Here is a 22,068-nt window from a genome sequence, read left to right as displayed (position 1 = left end):
ACTTTTTAGAGCTAAGGTTCGTCAAAGTTGCTATCTGATGGATCAATGGGTTTGTAATCTACATAGTCTGTTGGTGTTGCTTCGGCGTCAGTTCCTCTTTTTCTCGAATCTTGTGAGGAACGTCGCTTTCTCGATCTAGGCACTGTATTAGAGGTATCTTTATCTTCCCATGAAGAATCACTACTTCTTGAAGAACGAGACGGTCTGTTAGCACTGCTACTCCCAGCATCCTCCCAGCTATCTGATTGCTTAGAATAGCCCCATTCATCACCTGAGCGTTCTTCTACTGGACGACTTGTCGGGCGAGAAGGACGACGCCGCTTAGTGGGTTTATCTGCTGCTGGCGCTAACCGTTCTGAATTACCTCCCCGATTCGAGTAACGACGCCGAGGTTCATCGTCGTATTCATCTATACTACGTCGAGGTTGATCTTCGTAGTCAGTTGTTCTTGCAGGACGTGTTTCTTTCGTTCCCTGAATTCTTCTTCTAGGATTAATAGTCGGACGCTCTTCATAAAGTGGTTCAAGTTCGTCTAACTCTGCTTGATATTCATAAACTGGACTGACTGGTCTTTCTTCGTCAACAATTCGCGTATTACGTTTTGCTTGCTCAGTAGCAACACCCCGTAGCCGAATACTTTCAACTGCAAAGAAGATTGCTGAACCAGTCAGTAGTAACTGACCGAATTGCAAAATGGGATCTAACCGCCAGCCTTGAAACAGCAAAATAAAGCCACACAGCAGCCCGACAGCAGCAAAAAAGATGTCATGATCTCGCGATAGCTCTGGACGTACTGAACGCAGGAAATATAACCCTGCACCAGCTACAGCTAAGAAAATGCCCAGGATACTCGCTGGGTTAAGTCCAAAGTTAACCATTTCTATTCTCTCAAGTATGTCTTATCCTAACGAGTTCAGCTTAAAATAACCATAGGAATCTCTGGGCATTCTAATTACGTTGCATACTACTAGTTCACTATTGTTTATACAGATTACTGTATGCAACTAACTTACACATCGTATAATTGTGGCACAAATCTAGCGCCGACCTTCATAGAGCGGGAGTCATAATGACTCCCACACAGATTTATGAACGCTCGACCTTATCTTTTTGACTAATAAAAATCAACCCAACAGTTGCCGGAACGACAACGATTAACAGTCCTGCAAGCAAACTGTAAAAGAAATTCATTAAAGAGGGTGTCATAGATTCGCAACCTTTTTGCACACTTCGATCTTAATTTTAATCTTCTGTTACACCGTTGAGAAGCTTGTCTAATAATGTTTTGAATTTACACTTCGATAAATAACAAGCAGAAATAGCCCAGGATACCCAAAAGTCTTCTATGAGCTACAGGTATTTTTATCCGCACTATTCATAAGCCTCTCTACAGTTAAAATAGAATAAAGTCATGAAAAGTTTACAAAAATTAAAATATCAATTGCTGTATGTGAAGAATCTATAGTTTAGAAGTTAGGAGCACTTAAACTCCTTCACTCCTATTTCTGTTTTCCAAATTCTTGGTCACTTTTCTAGTTGTTTCACCGTTAACCTGATATGAGCGCTGTTACTCTTACTAGCTGGACTCTGGGTCTGATCTTTGGATTAATGATCTTGTTGTTTCTCTTTCGCATCGTTTTGACCTGGTATCCCCAAATTGAACTTAAACGTCCGTTTAATGTAATTACTATAACGACCGAACCATTTTTAGCTCCTTTGCGCAAGCTAATACCACCTATTGGTGGAGTCGATATTACTCCTGTTATTTGGCTGGGTGTTTTCAGCTTGTTGAGAGAATTGCTTTTAGGTCAGCAAGGGCTACTGACAATGGCTTCTCGCTTGCAATAAGGGAATGGTGAGTGGTTAGTTGCTAGAGTTTTTCTTTGGAAACATAACGTGTTCAACAAAGTTTGTAAAAACTTCACCTTGAAGAAATTCTGGTGTTTCTAGAATCCTTTGGTGAAAGTTAATTGTTGTTGGTAAGCCAGTCAGTGCGCACTCGCGTAGAGCGCGTTTCATCCGCTTGATAGCGCTAGGGCGATCGGGACCCCAAACGATTAATTTGGCAATTAACGAGTCGTAGTAGGGAGGAATCTGATAATCTGTGTAAACGTGGGAATCCATACGTACGCCTGGTCCACCTGGTGGTAAATAGCCGCTAATGCGACCAGGAGAAGGACGAAAATCGTGATCTGGATCTTCAGCGTTAATCCGACATTCGATCGCATGACCGCGTAGTACTACTTGATCCTGAGTCAGCTGAAGTTTTTCGCCTTGAGCAATGCGAATTTGCTCAGCAACTAAGTCAAGTCCAGTAATCATTTCTGTGACTGGATGCTCAACTTGAATCCGCGTGTTCATTTCCATAAAGTAGAACTCGCCGTTAGGGGCAAGTAAAAACTCAACAGTACCCGCACCGACATAATCAATTGATTTGGCTGCCTTAACAGCGGCTTCTCCCATTTTTTCGCGGAGTGCTGGGTTCAGTGCTGGGCTTGGTGCTTCTTCCAACAATTTTTGATGACGACGTTGAATGGAACAATCACGTTCGCCGAGGTGAATCACATTACCGTAGCTATCTGCAAAAATTTGAAATTCAATATGACGAGGGCGTTCAATAAATTTTTCAAGATACAGTCCAGGATTACCAAAGGCAGCTTCCGCTTCGCCTTGAGCCGCTAAAAAGAATTTAGTGATTTCGTTGTCGTCGCGGACAAGGCGCATTCCACGTCCGCCACCACCTGCTGTAGCTTTGACGATGACAGGATAACCAATTTTACGAGCGATCGCTTGTGCTTCAAGTTCATCTTTGAGCAACCCATCGCTACCAGGAACAGTTGGTACACCGGCTCGAATCATCGTTTCTTTGGCGGTTGATTTATCACCCATAGCGCGAATTGCTTCGGGTGATGGACCAATAAAAGTAATTTGATGATCGGCACAAATTTCTGCAAATCGGGCATTCTCAGCTAAGAAGCCATAACCAGGATGTATTGCGGTAGCATTACGTGTTAAAGCTGCAGCAATAATACGGGGAATATTAAGATAACTTTTGCTCCCTGGAGCTTCACCAATACACACTGCTTCATCCGCAAGTTGGACATGAAGAGAATCACGGTCAACCGTTGAATGAACTGCAACAGTAGCAATTCCCATCTCCTCACAAGCACGGATAATCCTGAGGGCAATTTCTCCCCGATTGGCGATTAGTATTTTAGAAAAATGCATTTGCCAGCAAATATACCAACAGCTAGAGTAAATGCTTTCGCTAACTCCTAGAACATTTCTACAGCGCTACGCGATCGCGTAGCTTCAGCATACAGTAAATATAGGACGAAATTGCGCTGAATCTGCTACTATCTATAATTAGTCACAAGCGGATGTGGTGGAACTGGTAGACACGCACGTTTGAGGGGCGTGTGGCTTACGCCTTGCGAGTTCGAGTCTCGCCATCCGCATTTTATCAAGAAGGGGTGAGGAGCGAGGATTTAGGAGTAAGGGGGAACAGTAAAATATCCCTCACTCCTCGCTCCTCTTTAATTGTCCAGAGAGCCAATTGAGGTAAGTGCTAGAACCAGCAATAATAGGAAGTACAATCACTTCTGGAACTTCGTAAGAATGCAGCTCCTGAATCTTTGCTTCTAAAGCCGGAAATTGACTTAAATCTGTTTTAATAATTAACTGCCACTCTGGTTCTTGACAAAGTTCTCCTTGCCAAGTGTAAATTGACGAAACTGGGACGATACTGACACAAGCAGCCAACTGAGATTTAACTAAAGAAGTGGCGATCGCTTCTGCCTCTTGCTGCGAACCAGTACTGACCAATACCACACTGTATTGAGTTACATCAAAAGTACTGCTCATAATTGAGTTTATTCCAATTATTAGAACTTTATATTAATTGTCCTTGAACCTTTTTACGCAGATCAATACTACTGGGTCGTCTAGCGATGTTTTAAAGCTGTTGCTTTTTTGATGTTTAAGTCTTTCAAGATTTCTTGTGCGGCAATTTCACCTGTTTCACAGCCTCCTTCCATATAACCTTGATAGTCTTGGGAGCAGTGTTCGCCAGCAAACAAAAGGTTTCCTACACGTTCTCTTTCTCTACCATAAAACTGAGACCACTGTCCAACTAAATAGCAAGCATAAGAACCTGCACTGTAGGGTTCTCCTGTCCAGTAAGCGCGAATGACTTCACCTGTACGTTGGCTGCGAAGTCCAGGAAAAACTTTTTCAATTTGCCCATAAAATTTTTGCGCCTGCGCTTGCGTGGTTCCTTTTCCTAGTTCAAATCCATAACGCCCGCCACAAAAATTAGTGATCAACCCACTTTTTCCTGAAGAATAGCGCGTTGGTTCCCAAGTATTTTGAAAATCTAAATCAGTAAATAGAGAAGCAGTGGATTGATAGCGATCGCGCCAAACTCTCTCTTTATATGCAGTAATCAACTTAGAGTTTGTACCGTAACATAAACTATTAATTACCTGACGTTTTGCAGGTGGTAGATCGACACTAAGGCGTACTGTACGTAAAACACTAAAAGGTATAGCGAGTAAAACTCGTTCGTAGTTACGTTCAAATACTCTAGTCCCCGCCCGAAAACTAGCGCGATAACGACCATCTGATAAACTGCGGATTGCTTCTAATTCAGTTTCTGGTTCAATAAAACTTGTCAGTGGCTGTGCCAGTCGTTGGAGCAGTTGCTGATTCCCTCCGATAATGTGATAGCGCTCATCACTATTACCATAAATGCTAAAGTCCTCGGTACTTGTGCCAATTAAGTAGATGAGGTTGAGACTTGACTGTTCTGCGGCTTCACGACCATATTCTACTGTGTAAGCAGTTGCGATCAGTTTGCGTAAAGTTGGGCTAATTGGCTGTTGTGCTAAATACTGTGTAATTGAAGTTCGATCTAGTTTAATTGCTTCTGGAGATGTGAGATTTTCTGCGATCGCTGCATCTTTCTCCAGAATTGGCGTTAAGGGGATAAAATCTTGAACAATCTGTTCTAAGGGAATTTTTTTGCCCTCAAAGTACCAAGTATCCTCTATTAGTCCTCGATCTACAGCTGACAAATCGCTAAGCTGCAAGCCTAGTTCAGCAGCAAGTTCTTGAATATTCCGATGCTCTGAATCAATAAATTCTCCTCCTAATTCAACTGTTGTGGAAGTTCCAGCAGCATTGGCGAGACTGTGGATTCTTCCACCAATCTCATTTCTTGCTTCAACAATCTCAACACCCACTCCAGCTTGATGTAGTCGATAGGCAGCTGTTAATCCCGCAATTCCTGCACCAACAATAAGTACTTTAGAACTTGTACCACTAGCAATACTATGCCTTTGATAACTTAAAGTGACTCCAGCGATCGCGCCTGTGGCAAAGAGTCCTCCCTGGAGTAATCGTCGTCGTGAAGTTTGCTGATGCAATATTTCAATTAATTCATCTGTCGGAATTTTACTTTTGCATGATAACCGAGCAATATTGTAAGCACGACGTAATGTCTTAATTAAGGCGAATTTAGCCATTTGTTTACTGTCATACAGCCAGCTGTCAGCACTACCTTGAGTCAGAACTTGTCTGCCTGGCGCTGTACTCAATTATTAAATCCGCTGAAAAGCCAAGTTTGTCAGGTAGCTCTAGACTCGATACAAAATAAAAGTAGCGCTACCTCTATTTGTCTGTCTATGCGAAAATCTACTGAGAGTGATTCTCAGACAATAGTCAACACTGACATAATATTGGTACGATTGCAGTTCTAAAATAGCTTAAGTTATAGATAGGGAATAAACTTGACCATCAACAAGTAGTCTTGTAATTCCTTTAGCTTGGAGATGCGATCGCGTTTTTTGCAGCAATCTGCTATCTGGAATTTTGATGACTTTGTCTCGTTTCGTTGAAAAACGACGTGCGACTCGATGGTTATCAAACACAGGTAAAGTTCTTTCCTGTGTTTCACCAGTAGGAATTTGTCCCAAGTCCCCAAACTCTCTTAGGGGACGTGTAATTAACTCAGATGCTCGATCAATGACCAAATAGCAAGTTTTCGGTAAAGACGCTTCTGATAGCGGTAGAACTTGTAGTGAAACTCTACTATTTTTTATTGGTCTAGAAACTGTGAAAGGTTCTTCATCAAAATCGTCATCCAAGTCGAGATCGTCAAGATCGTCATCGTCTAAATCATCTTCCAAGTCATCGACGTCATCTTCATCTTCGTCAATTAAATCTTCCCCAAGAATTTCTGTAATTGTGTCAGTGTCCTCTTCGACATCTGCTGCGATCGCAGCAGGATTGTTGTCAATCGCAAGCTGAGGACTCTCTTCTTGGTTTGGTGTTGAGTTGCTATCAACATTTGCACTCAATGTATCGAGTAGTTGCAGTTGTTGCGCTGCTGGTTTTTTAACTAATTTTGGCTGTGGCTTTGGTGTGGCGCGTCTGCCTCTGCGACTAGAAGTACGGACTGGTTCGACTTGTTCAGACTGTGGTGCTTCTTCTATTTGGATTTTACTATCAACTGATTCCGGCGCATGAGCCTCATCTCGCGTACTTTCTGAGTGAGGAGTGCGTGCAGCCCGTTTTGAAGCGATTAAAGATTCATACTCAGCTTCTGGTAAGGTAACTTTTAGTAGACGGCTAATTGTCGAATTACTGACACCATATCGTTCTGCCAACGTCGAGGTTGTTTCTCCGGTTTCCCGATACAGTTTAAGAATTTCACTTTTGTCAGCATCCAATAGTTTTTTCACGGTCATACCACAGTTATTCCACAGCCCGCTTCTGCTTACAGCTCGCAGCAAAATCGGATTAGTACTTTATGTTATATAGCAGCGCTTATTAACAGACAATACTGTATCAGAAATAGAAACAACTTCGTTGAAGTCTACCTGTAAAAGCTTTTAATTTTGTTGGTGTAGTCAAGTTAATTGCCTATTGGCCAATTAGTAACTAAAACACTGTTTGTCAAAATTCTTTGTCAAGGCTTGGTACAACCTCCGCCTTAAACGCCACTTGTCCCTATTGTAGCGACAATTTTCATCGTGTATTGAGTGATGCCGTAGTTTTCCTTGGTGGTCAAAAGATCTACATGGAATTTTGATACTATAGGCTAAGCTTGATAAAAATCAAAAAAATGCTAAAGAACGAGTTCTAGTTGCTATCATAGCAAAGTAGTTTTTTATCCTGCCGTGGCCGAGTGGATGAGGCAACAACCTTCTAAGTTGTATCACGGGGGTTCGAATCCCTCCGGCAGGGCTTTTAGTGTAGCCAACAGTATAAAAGTACCATTTTGAGATCGCAAGTAAAGTTACGGAACTAGGCACAAAAAACTGAACATGTTTGGTTCAGCGATCGCACTCAAGCTATACACCACAGTTACCAGGCAAAATAAGGGCATATAAGGAAAGCAATATGTTAACCAGCCCCCGCAAAGGGGGCTTACTATTTGTCTAGCGACAACTGGTTGACAGGCAACGTAATAATAAATCTCGCTCCTTGCCCTGGCTGACTTTCTGCTGTCAGAGTGCCTCGGTGTCGCTCCACAATTTTACGGCAGATTGCTAATCCCATGCCGGTGCCTTCGTATTCACTGCGATTGTGCAACCGTTGAAAAACTTGAAAAATGCGGTCGAGATATTTCGCGTCAAAGCCAATACCGTTATCTTCTACTGCAATTTGACAAAGCTCAGCACCGCCTGAATCTGCAATTAATTGTGGTTGTTCAATGATCTGACTAGAGATCTTCACGCAAGGAGGTTCATTTGCTCGACGAAATTTGAGGGCGTTACCAATTAGATTCTGGAATAACTGACGCATTTGTAAAGGATCGGCACTGATAGTAGGTAACTCGCTTACATCCACACGCCCCCCAGTTTGCTGAATTAGCACTTCCAAATCAGACAATACTTCTGTGATCACCTCAGCAAGAACAACCGAAACGAGGGGTTGCGCTCTAGTAGTCAGACGAGAAAATATTAATAAATCGTCAATCAAAGTTTGCATTCGGTGAGCTGCGTTCTGCATCCGCTGGATATAGTCACGTCCTTGTTCATTGAGTACATCGCGATATTTGTCTTGGAGTCGGTTGCCAAATGCCTGAATTTTTCGTAGTGGTTCTTGCAGATCGTGAGACGCAATCGAGGCAAACTGTTGCAGTTCAGCATTAGAGCGGGCTAGCTGCTGCGAGAATCGGGTTTCTTGTTCTAAAAGTTGAGCTTGAGTTAAAGCAATCCCAATTTGATCTGCTAGCTGGCGCAGCAGTTCTGTTTCAAAGTTAGTCCAGTAGCGGGAGTTAGCACATTGATGAGCAATTAATAAACCCCAAAGTTCTTGCTTGATAATAATTGGAACAACGAGTTTTGCCTTAACACTAAACTGCCGAACAAACTCGACTAAACAAGGAGAGATGTTTTCTTCTTTTTCGATATCAGGAATTCGGCAAATACGTCCCTGCAAGTATAACTGGCGGTAATCTTCCGGAAAAACTTCCTCTGGAAATTTTTGTCCTAAAATTGCAACCCAACCAGGAAGAACGGCTTCTGCAACTGAGCTACCAGTACCATCCGACCAAAAGCGATAAATTAAAACTCGATCAGCGTGGAGAATTTTCTGAACTTCAGTCACAGCAGTTTGTAGAACTTCTCCGATTTGGAGAGATTGACGAATTTTGAGTGTGACTTCAGCAAACAACTGCGATCGCTGATATTGGCGTTGAAGTTCTTCTTCGGCTCGCTTGCGTTCGGTAATGTCGCGTGTCACTTTTGAGAAGCCACGCAGTCCTTTTTCATCTCGTAATGCGGCGATCGCAACATCAGCCCAAAATCGCGAACCATCTTTACGAACTCGCCATCCTTCATCTTTGACTTGACCTTCCTGTGCGGCTATCTGGAGTAATTGCTGAGGTTTACCACTCTGCCAATCTGCTTCAGGATAAAAGCAGGAAAAATGTCGTCCAATAATTTCTGCTGCTTGATAACCTTTAATGCGTTCTGCACCTGTGTTCCAACTGACAATGCAACCTTCAGCATCAAGCATAAAAATTGCGTAGTCTTTAACACCTTCAATTGCCAAGCGAAATCGTTCCTCGCTTTGGCGCAGTGCTTCCTCTTGTTGCTGGCGTTGCTTAATTTCCTGCTCTAGCTGTAGATTTTGTGCTTGTAGTTGCTTATTGAGATTGCGCAGACGCAGATGTGTTTGTACCCTAGCTAAAACTTCTTCATGCTGCAGCGGCTTGGTAATATAATCAACTGCTCCTACCTGTAAACCTCTCACTTTGTCTACTGTTTCAGATAAAGCAGTCATAAAAATGACTGGAATGTCGCGCGTAGCTGCTTGCGCTTTGAGACGGCGACACGTTTCAAACCCATCTATACCTGGCATCACAATATCAAGCAGGATCAGTTCGGGTAAAGCATATTCTGCCTTCTGAAGGGCACTTTCACCATCTTCTGCAATTAATATTTTGAAACCACAATCAGTTAAAAAACTAAACAACACCTCTAAATTAGCAGGCGTGTCATCAACAATTAAGATGACATGTTCTGTTGTCGCCATCCTTATTTAAACCCCTGCATATTTTTTGACAAACTCCAAAATTTGTCTTTCTTTGTAACTCTTGGCAAGTTGACGGAGATGGAGGGCAAATGCTAGATATCGCCGATCCAATGCTTCGATTTTAGCGGTTTGTTCAAGAATACTTTTAAGATCGCCCATCATTGCCAAATCAAGTAAGGCTGCTATTTCCTCTGCTGGAGGAGGAATAATGTCTGCTTGCGCTCGCTGTTGTGAATTATCTATATCTTGCGCTGTGGTTTCTTCTTCATACACCCAATTTAAACCCAAATAAATTTTTAATTTTTCTAACAACTCTGCCTCTCGAATTGGCTTAGAGAGAAAATCGTCACAACCTACTGATTGGCTTTGCTGTTGATCAAATTCAAAGACACTTGCTGAAATAGCAATGACAACAACATCTGCGAGATCGGGTAATGTCCTTAACTGACGAGTCGTTTCAAAACCATCCATTGCAGGCATCACTAAGTCTATAAAGATACAATCAGGTTTGAAACTTTGAACTTTGGTAAGACAATCTAAACCGTCTGTAGCTTCTACAACTTCAAACCCTAGTGGCTCTAGCATATTGACTAACACAGAACGATTTGATGACTTGTCGTCTACGACTAAAATTTTTCGTTTGTTGCTTTCAAAACCAATAATTCGGCGAACATCTGGGCTAATAACTTGAGTCGATTGGCACCTGGGTAGATCTAATGCAAATGAAAAGACACTTCCTTGACCTAAAGTACTCTGCACTGTTATGTCACTACCCATCATTTGAACTAACTGCCGACTGATGGCTAAACCTAAGCCTGTTCCTTCAGTATGACGGCGATGTTCGCCTACCTGCTGAAATGGCAAAAAGATTTCTGACAATTGCTCTGTTGCTATGCCAACGCCTGAATCTGCGACTTGAAATAACAGTATGCGATCGCGATCGCATACTCGAAAATTCACGCTACCCTTCTCGGTAAACTTAATCGCATTACCTAATAAGTTGAGCAATATTTGGCGCAGTCGCTTTTCATCAGCTCGCACAAATTGAGGAAGTGTTGATGGTAATTCGGCTGTTAAAGAAATTTGTTTTTGTGCTGCACGAATTTGGCAGATTGCTACAATGTCCTCTAAAAACGAAGGAAAATGGAAATCATGGGGATCGAGTTCCATTTTCTGAGCTTCAATTTTGGACAAATCTAAAATATCGTTGATCAGAATTAGGAGATGCTCGCCGCAGCGATGAATGATGTCTAAACCATTCTTTTGCTGCTCAGTTAAGGTTTTCTCTTTTTTGAGAATTTGAGCATAACCCAAAATACCATTGAGCGGCGTGCGCAATTCGTGGCTCATATTGGCGAGAAATTGACTTTTGGCACGATTCGCTGATTCAGCAACTTCCTCGGCTCGTTGGCGTTCGCGAATTTCTTGTTGCAGTTGTGAATTCTTATCTTGTAACTCTAGGGTTCGTTCTGTTACTTTTGCTTCTAGTGTTCTGTTGTAGTTTTCCAGATCTTCGTAGAGACGAGCGTTTTCAATTGAGATAGCTGCTTGCGCTGCTAAAAGTTGTAAAACTTCTAGGCGATCGCGCGTAAAAGCTCCTACTGTTAGATTGTTCTCTAAATAAAGAACACCTGTTAATCGACCTTGGTGGAGAATGGGCGTGCATAAAACCGATTTTGGTTTGCGTTCAATAATGTAAAGATCGCTAGAGAAGATTTCTTCTGTTGCTGCATGATTAAGAACGATCGCTTCTTGAGTTCTGGCAACATAATTAATTACGGAGATAGGAAGTAGGCGATCGTCGCTTACTGTTTCATCAACGACGCCTCCAGATGCTTTAATCACAAGTTCTCCTGCTTGATCTAAAAGTAAAAAGCCCTTTTGAGCACCTGCATTCTCCAGCACAATTTGGATCAGCTTTGTGAGTAAGTTGTTTAAGACAATTTCTCCTGAAAGCGCTTGCGAGGCTTTGATTACTGTTGCTAAATCTAGGTTTCTTGATCCCTCTTCACTGTTGCCTTGCTTCGTTTGTGCCAGAATGTGAGGATATCGAGTTGCGAGATCTTTAACTTTTGCAGTTGCTCCCCAACGTAGATAGCCGTAGTAAGCCTCAACTAAATAAACTTGGGCAACTTTGTTTCTACCTTGGGAAAAATAAAATTCTGCAGCTAATTCATTTGCTAAAGCTTCTTCTTGCAGATAACCTTGCTCTTTGGCTTGGGCGATCGCGCGATCGTAATACTCCATCGCTTGCCAATGTTGACTTAATACCCGTGCTTTCTCTGCTTCTACTAACTCATATTTATGTTGAAAATTCATGGGGGCGTGGTTTGCCCATTTTTGCATCTTTTCTTGATTGTTCTCTACTCTATGCAAAAGGTGTTCTTGCTGTGTAGGAGGTGCTGATGAATATAGCGCTAATTGTGTTAAAGAATCGTAGAAATGGAATACTGGTACAACAAGAAATGCTTTTACCCCGTCTAAATATTCTTCAGCGCGAACAGCATTGACGAATGCGCGATCGTATTTTCTAAATAAATAACAAAGAATGAGCTTATTTAAATAAAAATAATGTAATCCAGTTCGGTCATTTGCCTTTTCGAGCAGTGGTAGTGATTGCTGCTCGTTGTATGCTTTGCCAAGTAGATAGCAATGGTTTTCAGATGAATCTAACAGATTAAGAATTGCTTGCTGAAAAATTTGATTCCAACTTAAGGCATTTTCTTGTTTAAGTTGAGCCAAAGTACTACTAGTAGTTGCCATTTCTTGTTCAAGTCTTGTCAATTCTTGACCAATCAGGTAAGAATATTGACTTTTTTGCATTCCAGCATAGCCACCATATTCAAAATGACCATTTTCTAGCCCGCTTTGATATCCATCAAGTAAAAGCGGTAAAGTTTCCCTAGCATGAACTTTTCCATGAATTGTACACGCTCCAGCAACAAAGAATACACTTGCCTTGAGTTCTATAGCATTAAACTTTTCAACTAAACTGAAAGCTAACTTGCCAAACTTGTAAGCTGACTCAATATCTTGAACAACTCCGTTTAAAATGACACCATAACAGGCATATCCATAAGCAGAAAAAGGTGCATTGCCATATTTAAGTGATAAATTCACTTGTTCGCACACAATTAGCGGAAACAGTGCAGGTGCAGCTTGATAGGTAGGAGAACCTACACTTGTGAGCATACGTATGGCTACTAGCTTGTCTACCTCTGTCATCACAGGTAGATCGATCAAATCTTCGATATTCTTTCCAGTTAGGTTGCTGGCTGTTTGATTTAATGTTTGCTGAATATCTGAAAGGCTAGGCTCCTCTATCAACTTTATCCCTAGTAGCTCCAGTGCTTGTAATCCAATTTTGACAGCTTCGAGTTGTTTAACTTGCGCCATGCAAGCTTGAATTTTAACTTCATAGACTTTCATCTTGTCAATATCAGTATTTGCATGTTGAAGAACATCTGTTGCCCATTTCTCCATTTGCTCAAAATTGCCGTTAAGATAAGCTGTTTCTGCTGCTAATTCATGAAGTGCTAGTGTGATTTCGTAATGATGAAGCCAGCTATTAACTATTAATAACCCTAATCCTACATTGAGATATTGTGTTGCTGAGTCATATGCCGTTGCTATTTTTGCTTTGCGACCTGCAATAAGATTCAGTTGGGCTAGCTCATATTTTTCTGATTCAGTGGTAAGTAAGTCAGCACCATAATTGAGTTGATTCACTAAAGAAAAAATATTGTCTTCACGTTCTTCAACTTTGGTATTCTGTAATAATAATTGACCAATTTTTAAGTGAGTTAGTTTTTTTTGTGACTCTGGAATAAGCAAGTAAGCTGCTTGTTGTACGCGGTCATGTAAGAATTTATAGCTAATTTTTAATGATTCAAATTGTGCTACTGAGTTGAGATCGAGTGCCAAGGGAATTTTGTAAGTTTCGGAAAGTGGCAGAATGAAACCAGCTTGTAGTGCTTCCCACAAATCGATAGCTGTTTTGGATGGAGATTGTTCATTAACAATAGCTAAAACATCTAAAGTAAACTTATCTCCTACACAAGCAGCAAACTTCAGAACGTTTTGCGTCTTTGGCGATAATTTTTGAATTTGACTAACCATTAATTCGACAACATTGTCGGCGATCGCAATACCTTGCAGTTGATCAATGTTCCATTGCCAGCAACCTTCACTGAAATCAAAACGTAAGAGATTGTCTTGATAAAGCGATTTGAGTAGCTGAGTTAAGAAAAAGGGATTTCCCTGGGTTTTGTGAAATACTAACTCAGCCAATGATGCTACTTGTCTTGTATGACTACGGAGAGTGTCGCTCACTAATTGGTTAACATGCTTGATTTGCAAAGGTTGGAGAACAATATTATTTACTGTCACGCTTTGTTGCATGTCTTCCAAAGTTGACATTAATGGATGTGTTGCACTAACTTCGTTATCGCGATAAGCACCAATCAGCAACAGATATTGACTATCTGGGTTACTAGCAATTAATTGAATTAGTTTTAAAGAAGCTAAATCTGCCCACTGCAAATCATCGAGAAAGATGACTAGTGGATGTTCTGGCTGAGTAAATACGCAAATAAATTGTTGAAAGACTCGATTAAATCGGTTTTGAGATTCAGTTAAGCCTAAAATAGGAACTGCTGGTTGCGTACCAATAATGCGTTCAACTTCAGGAATGACATCAATAATAATCTGACCATTAGAACCTAGCGCTGTTAAAAGTTTAGTTTGCCATATGGTAATTGCATGGCTACTTTCTGTAAGCAACTGTCGAATTAATTCTTGAAATGCTTGAATGAGAGAAGCATAAGGAATATTACGCTTAAACTGATCGAATTTTCCCGCAATAAAATAACCCTGTGCTGCAACAATTGGTTTATGAACTTCATTAACTAAAGAAGATTTACCAATTCCAGAGTAACCACTGACTAACATTATTTCAGTTGCTCCCTGGCTGACTCGTTTAAAAGCGTTAATTAAGAGATCAACTTCTTGTTCGCGACCATAAAGTTTTTGGGGAATCAGAAATTGACTGTATGAATCTAGTTTTCCAGCAGCAAAGTCAGAAATTTCTTTGTGTGTCTGTAGCATTCTTTGGCAATTTTCTAGGTCAGCCTTTAAACCTAAGGCACTTTGGTAGCGCTCTTCTGCGGTTTTTGCTAACAACTTCATGACTATCTCTGAAATAACTTGAGGAATTTCAGGATTGATTTCTTTAGGTGATAGTGCTATTTTTGCAATATGGCAGTGAACGAGTTCTAAGGAATTATTTGTTTGAAAAGGTCGCTGTCCTGTCAGCATTTCATAAAAGATGACACCCAAAGAATAAAAGTCGGTTCGGTAATCGATTGAGCGATTCATCCTTCCCGTTTGTTCAGGTGATATATACGCAAGATTACCTTCAAGTAAATGAGGGTGACGAATACTTTGATTTTCTCTTGATAAGCGTGAAGCAAGACTAAGATCGATAATGAGAATTTGGTCGTGGTTAACCAAGATATTGCAAGGCTGAAGATTTTTATGGACGATGCTGTTTTGGTGCAATTCAGCAACAGTTGTGACTATTTGGATAGCGATCGCTAAAAATTCTTTTAACTCAAAATGTTGGGTAATTAATTTCTCTAAAGATTCCCCAGCAAAATCTGCACAGATTAAAGCTAAACCATTTTGATAGTTTTCCAAAGACAGTGGTTTAAGCAGTCCGTTTATGTTCAATTCTTGGAGAATTTTGTACTCGTGTTTTAAGTAAGTCAGTTCTGCAATGGATGGCTGCTCAGCTTTAAGTGTTTTAATAATAACTGAGGTTTGGTCTAACTCTCGATAAGCGCGATAGGTAATCGTGTTTGTACTTTGGCAAATAATGTCTAGCGGTGTATAACCAGCGATCGCAAGGCTCATATTCTTTCAACGCTTATGAAGTATGCAGTGCAAAATTGGCAGCTTTCAAAGGGTATTTTCACGTTACCTCAATTAAAGCGATTGTGCAGCAAGCAGGTTGTCAGGAGTCATATAGCTGAATACTATGAGATTTATATTATTGGCGATCGCACTCTTCACGTTTCTGTATTAAGTAGAACGTTACAGAATTAAACTTCAGTGCTCTGTGTACGATCAGAAAGCAGTGGAGAATAAATTGAAGAATGTCTGTGTTTGAAAGCGAATCAGTTAACGTGCTGGTTGTTGGTGCAAATCGAGGAATTGGACTAGGATTTGTGCAAAATCTATTGCAAGGCGATCGCGTAGGACGAGTTTATGCTACCTATCGTAATTTAGCGAGTGCAGAATTAACGACACTCCAAGAACAACATCCGCAACGCCTCAGTTTAATCTCAATGGACATCACCGATGAATTGCAAATTACCCAAGGTATAGCTCAAATCAAGCATCAAGTTAACAAACTACATCTTGTACTCTACTGCGTCGGTTTTCTCCATGAAGGCAGCATTCAACCAGAAAAAAGTTTACAGCAAATTCGTGCTGAACATTTGCTACGCTATTTTCAAGTTAATAGTATCGGCGCGGTGCTGCTTGCTAAACACGTACTACCATTACTCAAGCACGGCGATCGCAGTGTGTTTGCTTGTATTTCTGCTAAGGTTGGTAGCATCGGAGATAATCACTTGGGGGGCTGGTATGGCTACCGCGCCTCAAAAGCAGCCTTGAATATGTTCGTACGCACCACAGCAATCGAATACAGTCGCAAAAGCCCTCGTACTCTTGTTGTTGTACTTCATCCTGGCACAACCGATACACGTTTGTCTCAGCCCTTCCAGCGCAGTGTCAGCCCAGACAAGTTATTTTCTGTCGAACGGAGTGTAACCCAACTCTTGAAAGTCATTGAGGGATTGCAACCAAATGATAGCGGGCAGTTTTTCTCTTGGGATGGCAGTCGTCTACCTTGGTGAGGAGAGTTTTGAGTATTGAGTTTAAGAAAGTTAAGAAAATTCTAATACCTCCGGCACCTTTCTTCGAAAAAAATGCACTAAACAAAGCCCACGGAGGCGGACTTACCTTTAAACCTTACTTTAGTGTACGAAGGTACACTTTGCTTAAGTAGCCCCGACTTCAGTCGAAAGCATCATTATTGAACAACCACCAAGAGGACACTTGACGAGTTAAACTTATGAGAGCTTTTAGAAAACCTAAAAGCCCATGACGAGGATTGAACTCGTGACCTCTTCATTACCAATGAAGTGCTCTACCACTGAGCTACATGGGCAAAATTTGAGGTGGGCCGAGCTGGATTTGAACCAGCGTAGGTGTAAACCAGCGGATTTACAGTCCGCCCCCATTAACCACTCGGGCATCGACCCTTTTAACCCACGATTTATTATGATAGCGTAACTTTTTGAAAAAAGAAAGCGTTTTTACAATTATTTGCCTTTAAAGCTTGGTAATTGGTAACTGGTAATTGGTAATTGGTGATTGGTAATTGAAAAGAGTCCCCATTACCCATTACCCATTACCGTTTACCTGACTTATACTCGTCTACTTAGCTCAAAAGTTCACCAGTTTCTTGCAGTGAGTGCAGACGACGGTAAAGACCTTTTTGATGCAGTAATTCATCGTGACTGCCGACTTCAACAATCTTACCTTGGTCGAGAACAACGATTTTATCCGCTTCGCGTACAGTACTGAGACGGTGAGCAATAATGATTGTAGTCCGCGTACCCAAAATTGAGCGCATGGCAAGTTGAATCGAACGTTCCGATTCGTAATCCAGACTTGAGGTGGCTTCATCAAATATCAAAACATCAGGATCGACTAATAGCGATCGCGCAATTCCGAGTCTTTGTCTTTGTCCACCTGATAACCGCAAACCCCTTTCACCAACTACTGTGTTGTATCCTTGTGGCATTTGTTGAATGACTTCATCTAATCTCGCAATCCGACAAGCTTCTTCAACCTGTGCGAAACTGACGTGAGGATTACCATAAGTTAAGTTATCGAACAAAGTTCCATTAAAAACATCAACTTCTTGATGCACAATTGCCAAGCGGCGGCGATATCCAGCAACATCTAGATCGTGAATATCTTGACCATCAATTAGAATTTGACCTTGATTCGGTTCAAAATAACGAAACAGTAGTTTCACTAAAGTCGATTTACCCGAACCTGAACGTCCAACAAGTGCCACAGTTTGATAAGGTTCAATTAACAAGTTAATATCTTTGAGAACTGGGCGATCGGGGTCATAACCAAAAGTCAGGTGAGAAAACTCGATTTTACCTGTAAAGTCATACGTCCCTATCTTTGAAGATGTAACTAAACTTGCTGCATCTTTTCCTGTTGGTTGCTGCATAAACTCATGAAAACGCAGCATGGAAGCATAACGGCGTGCAAAAATCTCTGCTAAGTTACTGATTGGTTCGAGTTCGGCATATGCCATGCTAGAAATCGTTAAGGTCGTAACAAAATGTCCAATAGAAATTTGTCCTCCTAAAGTAGCTGCAAGTGCTAAACCTAACACGGCAAAAACACAAAACTGAACGATAGTTCTTTGCCAAGTTGATAACTTGATGTAACCCAAGTGAATGCGATAAATAACGACTTGCAGTTCGCGATCTAAGCGTTGTCGTTGGCGTTTTAACTCTGCGGCTTCGGTGGCAAAAGCTTTGACAGTTTTGATATTGGTAACAATCTCCGAGGTACGACTTTGGGTATTTTCCATATACCGATCTAGCCGTCGTTCTTGATCCATCAACTGCTTTAAGTCTTTCAGACTAAAACTGAGAATGAAGATGAAGGATACGAGAAACAACAACGCAATCCGCCACTCAATAAACCAAATAATCAGGAAAATGCCTAAGACTCTCAATAACTTAGGAATCAATTGTCCGGCAATTTCAGGATAAGTCCAAGTGTGATTTTCGAGTCCTCTTGCTACTCGTCCTGCAATTCTTCCAGGATTATTTTCATCATAAAACTCTAGTGGTAGTGTGAGGATTTTTTCTAGTGTTTTTTGGGCATGATCGCGACGGGTACGCAAGGCAATATCCCAATGAAACCACCAGCTTAACCAAACTTGTAGTGGTGCGCGTACTACAGTCACTAAGAAGACTAAACCTAATAGTACTGCTAACGAAAACCACTGATTGACAGGCGATCGCGTTATCTGGGAAATAGTTGCGATCGCACTTTGGACAATTCCATCTACAGGTTGATTTGAGAGTACATTTAAAATTTGTCCGATCGCATACGGCACAATCAGATCGATAATTTCAAACACGCTAGCTGCCGCAATACTAAAAATTGCGATCGCTCGATAATCTTTATAGTAATTGAGGATATCGCGCAAATTTGCCATATTGCTGTACCAACTAAACGGCTGCGAGCGCAGCTAGTAATACATTGTAATACAAATACTACAAAAAATACGTGACTTTCTTGTATAGATAGAACAAACTCATGGTGTAAAAACCTGTGAAGACAGGTTTTGTGTATGTAGCCGCAGTTTCAACCGCTGGCTTTCTTTTGTGTTTTTGGCACATCAACAGGACTAAATTCTAACCGATAGCGATAAAGTGCCACAGGTCGAGAAGCCGCAGTAAAGTAATCTGGATCTTGAGGAGATAAAAAGACAGCAGTCACTTGATCGGCTTCAATCGTAGGAGGAGATTGTGGCAAGTATTGGTAAGCAGTTGTTGATTCAACTTCATTAAAATAAGGACGCGACTCGGCAGCACGAAAGAACTGTTGAAACACTTCGGTTGTGATAAATTGATCGTCTTTTGGTGTTTCTGTAGCACGACCAGAGACAATTGAAACTAACTGGCGATCGCCTTTGAGTAACGTAATCTGACGATTAGGAGACTTTGGATCGACTTTTACAGCAATGACTGTGTTTCCCAGATACGCTTTTGCCAAACTCAACCCATTAAAAGCTCGATCTGCAACTACCGCAGAAGATTTAAATAACTTATCTTTCCCAAACCGAACTTGAAAACTCACTGGTTGCTGTAAATTTTGACGATTACTCTCAAAACCAGGAGACACAATATTGGGCGCTAACGGTGCAACAGCATCAATCAGCGTACTTTTAACAGTCCAAGTCCCAGCCATCCAGTCTGGATATGCTAAGTCTCCTTTAGCTACCTGTACCGCAGGCTTATCCCACTGCGGAAAATTTGCCAATCGTTCAGCTAATTGCCCAGCCCCAGCCTCTCCACTACCCAAAAACAAGGCAACAAAGAGACACAAACTCCAAATTACTTGCACTTTTCTAATCTCTGTGTTCTCTGTGGTTCAATTCCCACTACAAACTCTCCACGGGAGCCGGTTCCCACACTTCACCATATTGTTCGCGTAAAGCTTGCCAAGCTTCAACTTGTCCTGGTTCGTACTCTCCTGGTTTTCCCCATTGAAGAAAGGCACTTAGTGCTGGTTTTTCCTCTTTATCCAAAAACCGAATTGCATAAGTTGTAAAGTTACCTCGCTTTGCCTCGCCCGTTTCAAACTTTACTTGCTGAATTTCATCCATATTCAGATGAAACTCAAACCCTTCAGTATGCATATTTGCATATTTTCCTTTAGGCAATTCGGCATAAAATATCTTCTCTAACTTGCCACGTGCTTCTAAAACTGCTGCACTACTCGTCACAATTAAACGCAATGTTGATAACGTTTCACAAGCTTCAAGAAATTCTTTTAATGTAGTACTCATATATAGATTGGTAATTGGTAATGGGTAATTGGTAATAGAAATAGCTTATTTTTCGTAGCGTTCGTAAGCTTCGACAATTCTTTGCACTAGAGGATGTCGCACAACGTCTTTTTGAGAAAATTCGCAAAAGCCAATACCTTCGACATGACGTAAGATATTTAGTGCTACAGCTAATCCTGACTCTTGGTGTCCTGGTAAGTCAGTTTGTGTCATATCTCCAGTAACTACCATCCGCGAACGAAAACCAAGACGTGTTAACACCATTTTCATCTGGGCTGGTGTGGTATTTTGGGCTTCATCGACAATCACAAAAGCTTTGTTTAAAGTTCGCCCGCGCATATAAGCTAAAGGAGCAACTTCAATCACGCCTCGTTCCATCAAACTGGGCATTTTTTCAGGATCAATAAATTCATGTAAGGCATCGTAAAGCGGACGCAAAAAAGGATTAACTTTTTGCTGCAAGTCTCCTGGTAGAAAGCCGAGTTTTTCACCTGCTTCTACCGCTGGGCGCGTGAGAATAAGCCTTTCGTACTGATTTGCTAAGAGGGCTTGTGCCGCAATGACAACTGCCAAAAAGGTTTTCCCTGTACCTGCAGGTCCTGTACAAAAAGTCAAGTCACTTTTATGGATTGCTTGAATGTACTGCCGCTGTTTGAAGGTTTTAGCGCGAACTTCTTCTCCTTGGCGGGTACGTGCCAAGATATTGCGCTGCAAATCTTGCAGATCGTGTTCGCGGTGAGTATCTAATGCTTGACGTGCTGTGAGAATGTCGGCTAGAGCAATACTGTTTCCTTTGAGCCATAGATCAGATAGCGATCGCACTAATGTTTGGGCAAGTTCAATTTGCTTTTCGGTTCCGGAAATGTGTAGTTCTTGTCCGCGTAGTACAATTGTTGCGCCAGTTTGTCGCGATAGAGTTTTTAAGTTTTCTTCATGCTCTCCAGAAAGTGCGATCGCACTTTCTGTACTCGGCAGTTGAATCGTTGATGCCTCTGCCATAAAATATCTTAAGTCTTGATAAATTTAATAACTAAACTTTAGGGGTTAGTTCGAGCTTCTGAACCAACCCCCAATCATTCACTTTGCGCTTTTCTCATCAAGTTCGTTAGTGAATCCTTGATATTTTCTATTGAACGCTCGATCGCGATCGCGGTCTAACATTAGGTTTAGAAGTTGTTCTGCGCTTTTCTTGAGATGGTTTAGTTCCGGTCTCTGCAGATGTATCCGCTGTCAAATCGCGCTCTTGAGCATCACCACCGTAGATATCTAGGTAGACTGATTGCTCTGCTATTGCACCGGCTGCTGCAATGACGGTTCTAATTGCTTGAATATTGCGTCCACCTCTACCATAAACTTTGCCTTTATCTTCACTTTCAAAGGCTACACGCACCCAAACTTTCCTATTACTTTGAGACACTTCGCAGTCTACACTCAAAGAGTCAGGATTTTCTAAAAATGGCTGAATGAGAAACTTTACCAATTTAGTGTAGTCAGGGGTATTGACCTGACTAGAGCTAATTTTACTGGTTTGTTGAGGCACTGAGCTGTTCAAAGACATTGGCTTTTTCAAGGATGCGACGCACGGTATCGGTGGGTTGAGCGCCCTGTTGAAGTCTTTTTACTATTCCAGGAACATCCAACTTTGTTTCATCAGTTCTTGGATTGTAGAATCCCACTTCTTCCAAGGGGCGACCATCACGGCGAGAGCGGCTATTAATGACAACAATCCGGTAACTCGCTTCCCGTTTTTTACCGAATCTCTTTAATCGCAGTTTGATCATGTTGGAAATTAATTACTCCTGTTCCTAGCAATGAGCTATCGATTGATATTTTATGATTAGCTG

The 22,068-nt window shown here is 41.4% G+C and carries 16 protein-coding genes and 4 tRNA genes; 4 read left to right on the top strand and 16 right to left on the bottom strand.

Features of this window, described 5'->3' with window-relative positions; genetic code table 11:
* Positions 1-11: 11 nt before the first annotated feature.
* Complete coding sequence (locus CSQ79_RS12270; RefSeq protein ID WP_099701472.1) at positions 12-878, bottom strand: Ycf66 family protein; 867 nt, start codon at positions 876-878, stop codon at positions 12-14.
* Between the two features lie 208 nt (positions 879-1,086).
* The gene (psbX, locus tag CSQ79_RS12265) at positions 1,087-1,206 is read right to left on the bottom strand and encodes a photosystem II reaction center X protein (protein ID WP_099701471.1); all 120 of its coding nucleotides are present in this window, start codon (positions 1,204-1,206) and stop codon (positions 1,087-1,089) included.
* Positions 1,207-1,557: 351 nt separating this feature from the next.
* Between psbX and CSQ79_RS12260 the strand changes: the two genes are divergently transcribed.
* Positions 1,558-1,848, top strand: coding sequence for a YggT family protein (locus tag CSQ79_RS12260; RefSeq protein WP_099701470.1), 291 nt, complete (start codon positions 1,558-1,560; stop codon positions 1,846-1,848).
* Positions 1,849-1,863: 15 nt separating this feature from the next.
* Here the strand turns inward: CSQ79_RS12260 and accC are convergent, their stop codons facing one another.
* Positions 1,864-3,228, bottom strand: coding sequence for an acetyl-CoA carboxylase biotin carboxylase subunit (gene accC, locus CSQ79_RS12255; RefSeq protein ID WP_099701469.1), 1,365 nt, complete (start codon positions 3,226-3,228; stop codon positions 1,864-1,866).
* A gap of 148 nt (positions 3,229-3,376) precedes the next feature.
* Between accC and CSQ79_RS12250 the strand changes: the two genes are divergently transcribed.
* A tRNA-Leu gene (locus tag CSQ79_RS12250) sits at positions 3,377-3,458 on the top strand.
* Positions 3,459-3,519: 61 nt separating this feature from the next.
* Here CSQ79_RS12250 and cutA read toward each other — a convergent pair.
* The 3 genes from cutA to CSQ79_RS27055 all read right to left on the bottom strand — a co-directional run bounded on the left by cutA (position 3,520) and on the right by CSQ79_RS27055 (position 6,749).
* Positions 3,520-3,864 (bottom strand): divalent-cation tolerance protein CutA, encoded by a 345-nt coding sequence (gene cutA / locus CSQ79_RS12245; RefSeq protein ID WP_099701468.1) that lies wholly within the window; start codon positions 3,862-3,864, stop codon positions 3,520-3,522.
* Positions 3,865-3,944: 80 nt separating this feature from the next.
* A complete protein-coding gene (locus CSQ79_RS12240; RefSeq protein ID WP_289501076.1) occupies positions 3,945-5,597 on the bottom strand; it encodes a flavin monoamine oxidase family protein in 1,653 nt (550 codons plus the stop codon).
* Between the two features lie 168 nt (positions 5,598-5,765).
* Positions 5,766-6,749, bottom strand: a complete 984-nt coding sequence (locus tag CSQ79_RS27055) for a helix-turn-helix domain-containing protein (protein WP_289501075.1) — start codon at positions 6,747-6,749, stop codon at positions 5,766-5,768.
* Positions 6,750-7,175: 426 nt separating this feature from the next.
* Here CSQ79_RS27055 and CSQ79_RS12225 point away from each other — a divergent pair.
* Positions 7,176-7,248: transfer RNA gene (locus CSQ79_RS12225), tRNA-Arg, on the top strand.
* Positions 7,249-7,434: 186 nt separating this feature from the next.
* Here the strand turns inward: CSQ79_RS12225 and CSQ79_RS12220 are convergent.
* Together CSQ79_RS12220 and CSQ79_RS12215 are read right to left on the bottom strand one after the other, a co-directional pair.
* The gene (locus CSQ79_RS12220; RefSeq protein WP_289501074.1) at positions 7,435-9,546 is read right to left on the bottom strand and encodes a PAS domain S-box protein; all 2,112 of its coding nucleotides are present in this window, start codon (positions 9,544-9,546) and stop codon (positions 7,435-7,437) included.
* A 6-nt stretch (positions 9,547-9,552) separates the two neighbouring features.
* On the bottom strand, positions 9,553-15,459 hold the full coding sequence (locus tag CSQ79_RS12215) for a hybrid sensor histidine kinase/response regulator (protein WP_099701464.1): 5,907 nt from the start codon (positions 15,457-15,459) through the stop codon (positions 9,553-9,555).
* Between the two features lie 242 nt (positions 15,460-15,701).
* Between CSQ79_RS12215 and CSQ79_RS12210 the strand changes: the two genes are divergently transcribed.
* Positions 15,702-16,466 carry an SDR family NAD(P)-dependent oxidoreductase gene (locus CSQ79_RS12210; RefSeq protein ID WP_099701463.1) on the top strand — a complete coding sequence of 255 codons (765 nt, stop codon included), beginning with the start codon at positions 15,702-15,704 and terminating at the stop codon, positions 16,464-16,466.
* A gap of 242 nt (positions 16,467-16,708) precedes the next feature.
* Here the strand turns inward: CSQ79_RS12210 and CSQ79_RS12205 are convergent.
* The 8 genes from CSQ79_RS12205 to rpsP all read right to left on the bottom strand — a co-directional run bounded on the left by CSQ79_RS12205 (position 16,709) and on the right by rpsP (position 22,005).
* Positions 16,709-16,780 (bottom strand) — tRNA-Thr (locus CSQ79_RS12205).
* An 11-nt stretch (positions 16,781-16,791) separates the two neighbouring features.
* Positions 16,792-16,874, bottom strand: a tRNA-Tyr gene (locus CSQ79_RS12200).
* 179 nt (positions 16,875-17,053) lie between these two features.
* Positions 17,054-18,868, bottom strand: a complete 1,815-nt coding sequence (locus CSQ79_RS12195) for an ABC transporter ATP-binding protein (RefSeq protein WP_099701462.1) — start codon at positions 18,866-18,868, stop codon at positions 17,054-17,056.
* A 149-nt stretch (positions 18,869-19,017) separates the two neighbouring features.
* Positions 19,018-19,788 (bottom strand): DUF6816 family protein, encoded by a 771-nt coding sequence (locus CSQ79_RS12190; protein WP_099701461.1) that lies wholly within the window; start codon positions 19,786-19,788, stop codon positions 19,018-19,020.
* Between the two features lie 28 nt (positions 19,789-19,816).
* Positions 19,817-20,224 carry a ChuX/HutX family heme-like substrate-binding protein gene (locus CSQ79_RS12185; RefSeq protein WP_099701460.1) on the bottom strand — a complete coding sequence of 136 codons (408 nt, stop codon included), beginning with the start codon at positions 20,222-20,224 and terminating at the stop codon, positions 19,817-19,819.
* Positions 20,225-20,269: 45 nt separating this feature from the next.
* The gene (locus tag CSQ79_RS12180; RefSeq protein ID WP_099701459.1) at positions 20,270-21,223 is read right to left on the bottom strand and encodes a PhoH family protein; all 954 of its coding nucleotides are present in this window, start codon (positions 21,221-21,223) and stop codon (positions 20,270-20,272) included.
* A 127-nt stretch (positions 21,224-21,350) separates the two neighbouring features.
* Positions 21,351-21,782, bottom strand: a complete 432-nt coding sequence (locus CSQ79_RS12175) for a KH domain-containing protein (RefSeq protein WP_099701458.1) — start codon at positions 21,780-21,782, stop codon at positions 21,351-21,353.
* Positions 21,745-22,005, bottom strand: a complete 261-nt coding sequence (gene rpsP / locus CSQ79_RS12170; RefSeq protein WP_099701457.1) for a 30S ribosomal protein S16 — start codon at positions 22,003-22,005, stop codon at positions 21,745-21,747. Before rpsP ends, CSQ79_RS12175 begins: the two co-directional genes overlap by 38 nt.
* Between the last annotated feature and the right edge of the window lie 63 nt (positions 22,006-22,068).

The sequence above is a fragment of the Gloeocapsopsis sp. IPPAS B-1203 genome (assembly GCF_002749975.1).
Classification (GTDB): domain Bacteria; phylum Cyanobacteriota; class Cyanobacteriia; order Cyanobacteriales; family Chroococcidiopsidaceae; genus Gloeocapsopsis.
The sequence above is the reverse complement of the archived record's forward strand: the minus strand, read 5'-3'. Positions and strand labels throughout refer to the sequence as shown.

Coding starts and splice junctions, on each gene's coding strand:
- CSQ79_RS12270 (WP_099701472.1), bottom strand. CDS start 878: ATGGTTAACTTTGGACTTAACCCAGCGAGTATCCTGGGCATTTTCTTA.
- psbX (WP_099701471.1), bottom strand. CDS start 1,206: ATGACACCCTCTTTAATGAATTTCTTTTACAGTTTGCTTGCAGGACTG.
- CSQ79_RS12260 (WP_099701470.1), top strand. CDS start 1,558: ATGAGCGCTGTTACTCTTACTAGCTGGACTCTGGGTCTGATCTTTGGA.
- accC (WP_099701469.1), bottom strand. CDS start 3,228: ATGCATTTTTCTAAAATACTAATCGCCAATCGGGGAGAAATTGCCCTC.
- cutA (WP_099701468.1), bottom strand. CDS start 3,864: ATGAGCAGTACTTTTGATGTAACTCAATACAGTGTGGTATTGGTCAGT.
- CSQ79_RS27055 (WP_289501075.1), bottom strand. CDS start 6,749: ATGACCGTGAAAAAACTATTGGATGCTGACAAAAGTGAAATTCTTAAA.
- CSQ79_RS12220 (WP_289501074.1), bottom strand. CDS start 9,546: ATGGCGACAACAGAACATGTCATCTTAATTGTTGATGACACGCCTGCT.
- CSQ79_RS12215 (WP_099701464.1), bottom strand. CDS start 15,459: ATGAGCCTTGCGATCGCTGGTTATACACCGCTAGACATTATTTGCCAA.
- CSQ79_RS12210 (WP_099701463.1), top strand. CDS start 15,702: ATGTCTGTGTTTGAAAGCGAATCAGTTAACGTGCTGGTTGTTGGTGCA.
- CSQ79_RS12195 (WP_099701462.1), bottom strand. CDS start 18,868: ATGGCAAATTTGCGCGATATCCTCAATTACTATAAAGATTATCGAGCG.
- CSQ79_RS12185 (WP_099701460.1), bottom strand. CDS start 20,224: ATGAGTACTACATTAAAAGAATTTCTTGAAGCTTGTGAAACGTTATCA.
- CSQ79_RS12180 (WP_099701459.1), bottom strand. CDS start 21,223: ATGGCAGAGGCATCAACGATTCAACTGCCGAGTACAGAAAGTGCGATC.
- CSQ79_RS12175 (WP_099701458.1), bottom strand. CDS start 21,782: ATGTCTTTGAACAGCTCAGTGCCTCAACAAACCAGTAAAATTAGCTCT.
- rpsP (WP_099701457.1), bottom strand. CDS start 22,005: ATGATCAAACTGCGATTAAAGAGATTCGGTAAAAAACGGGAAGCGAGT.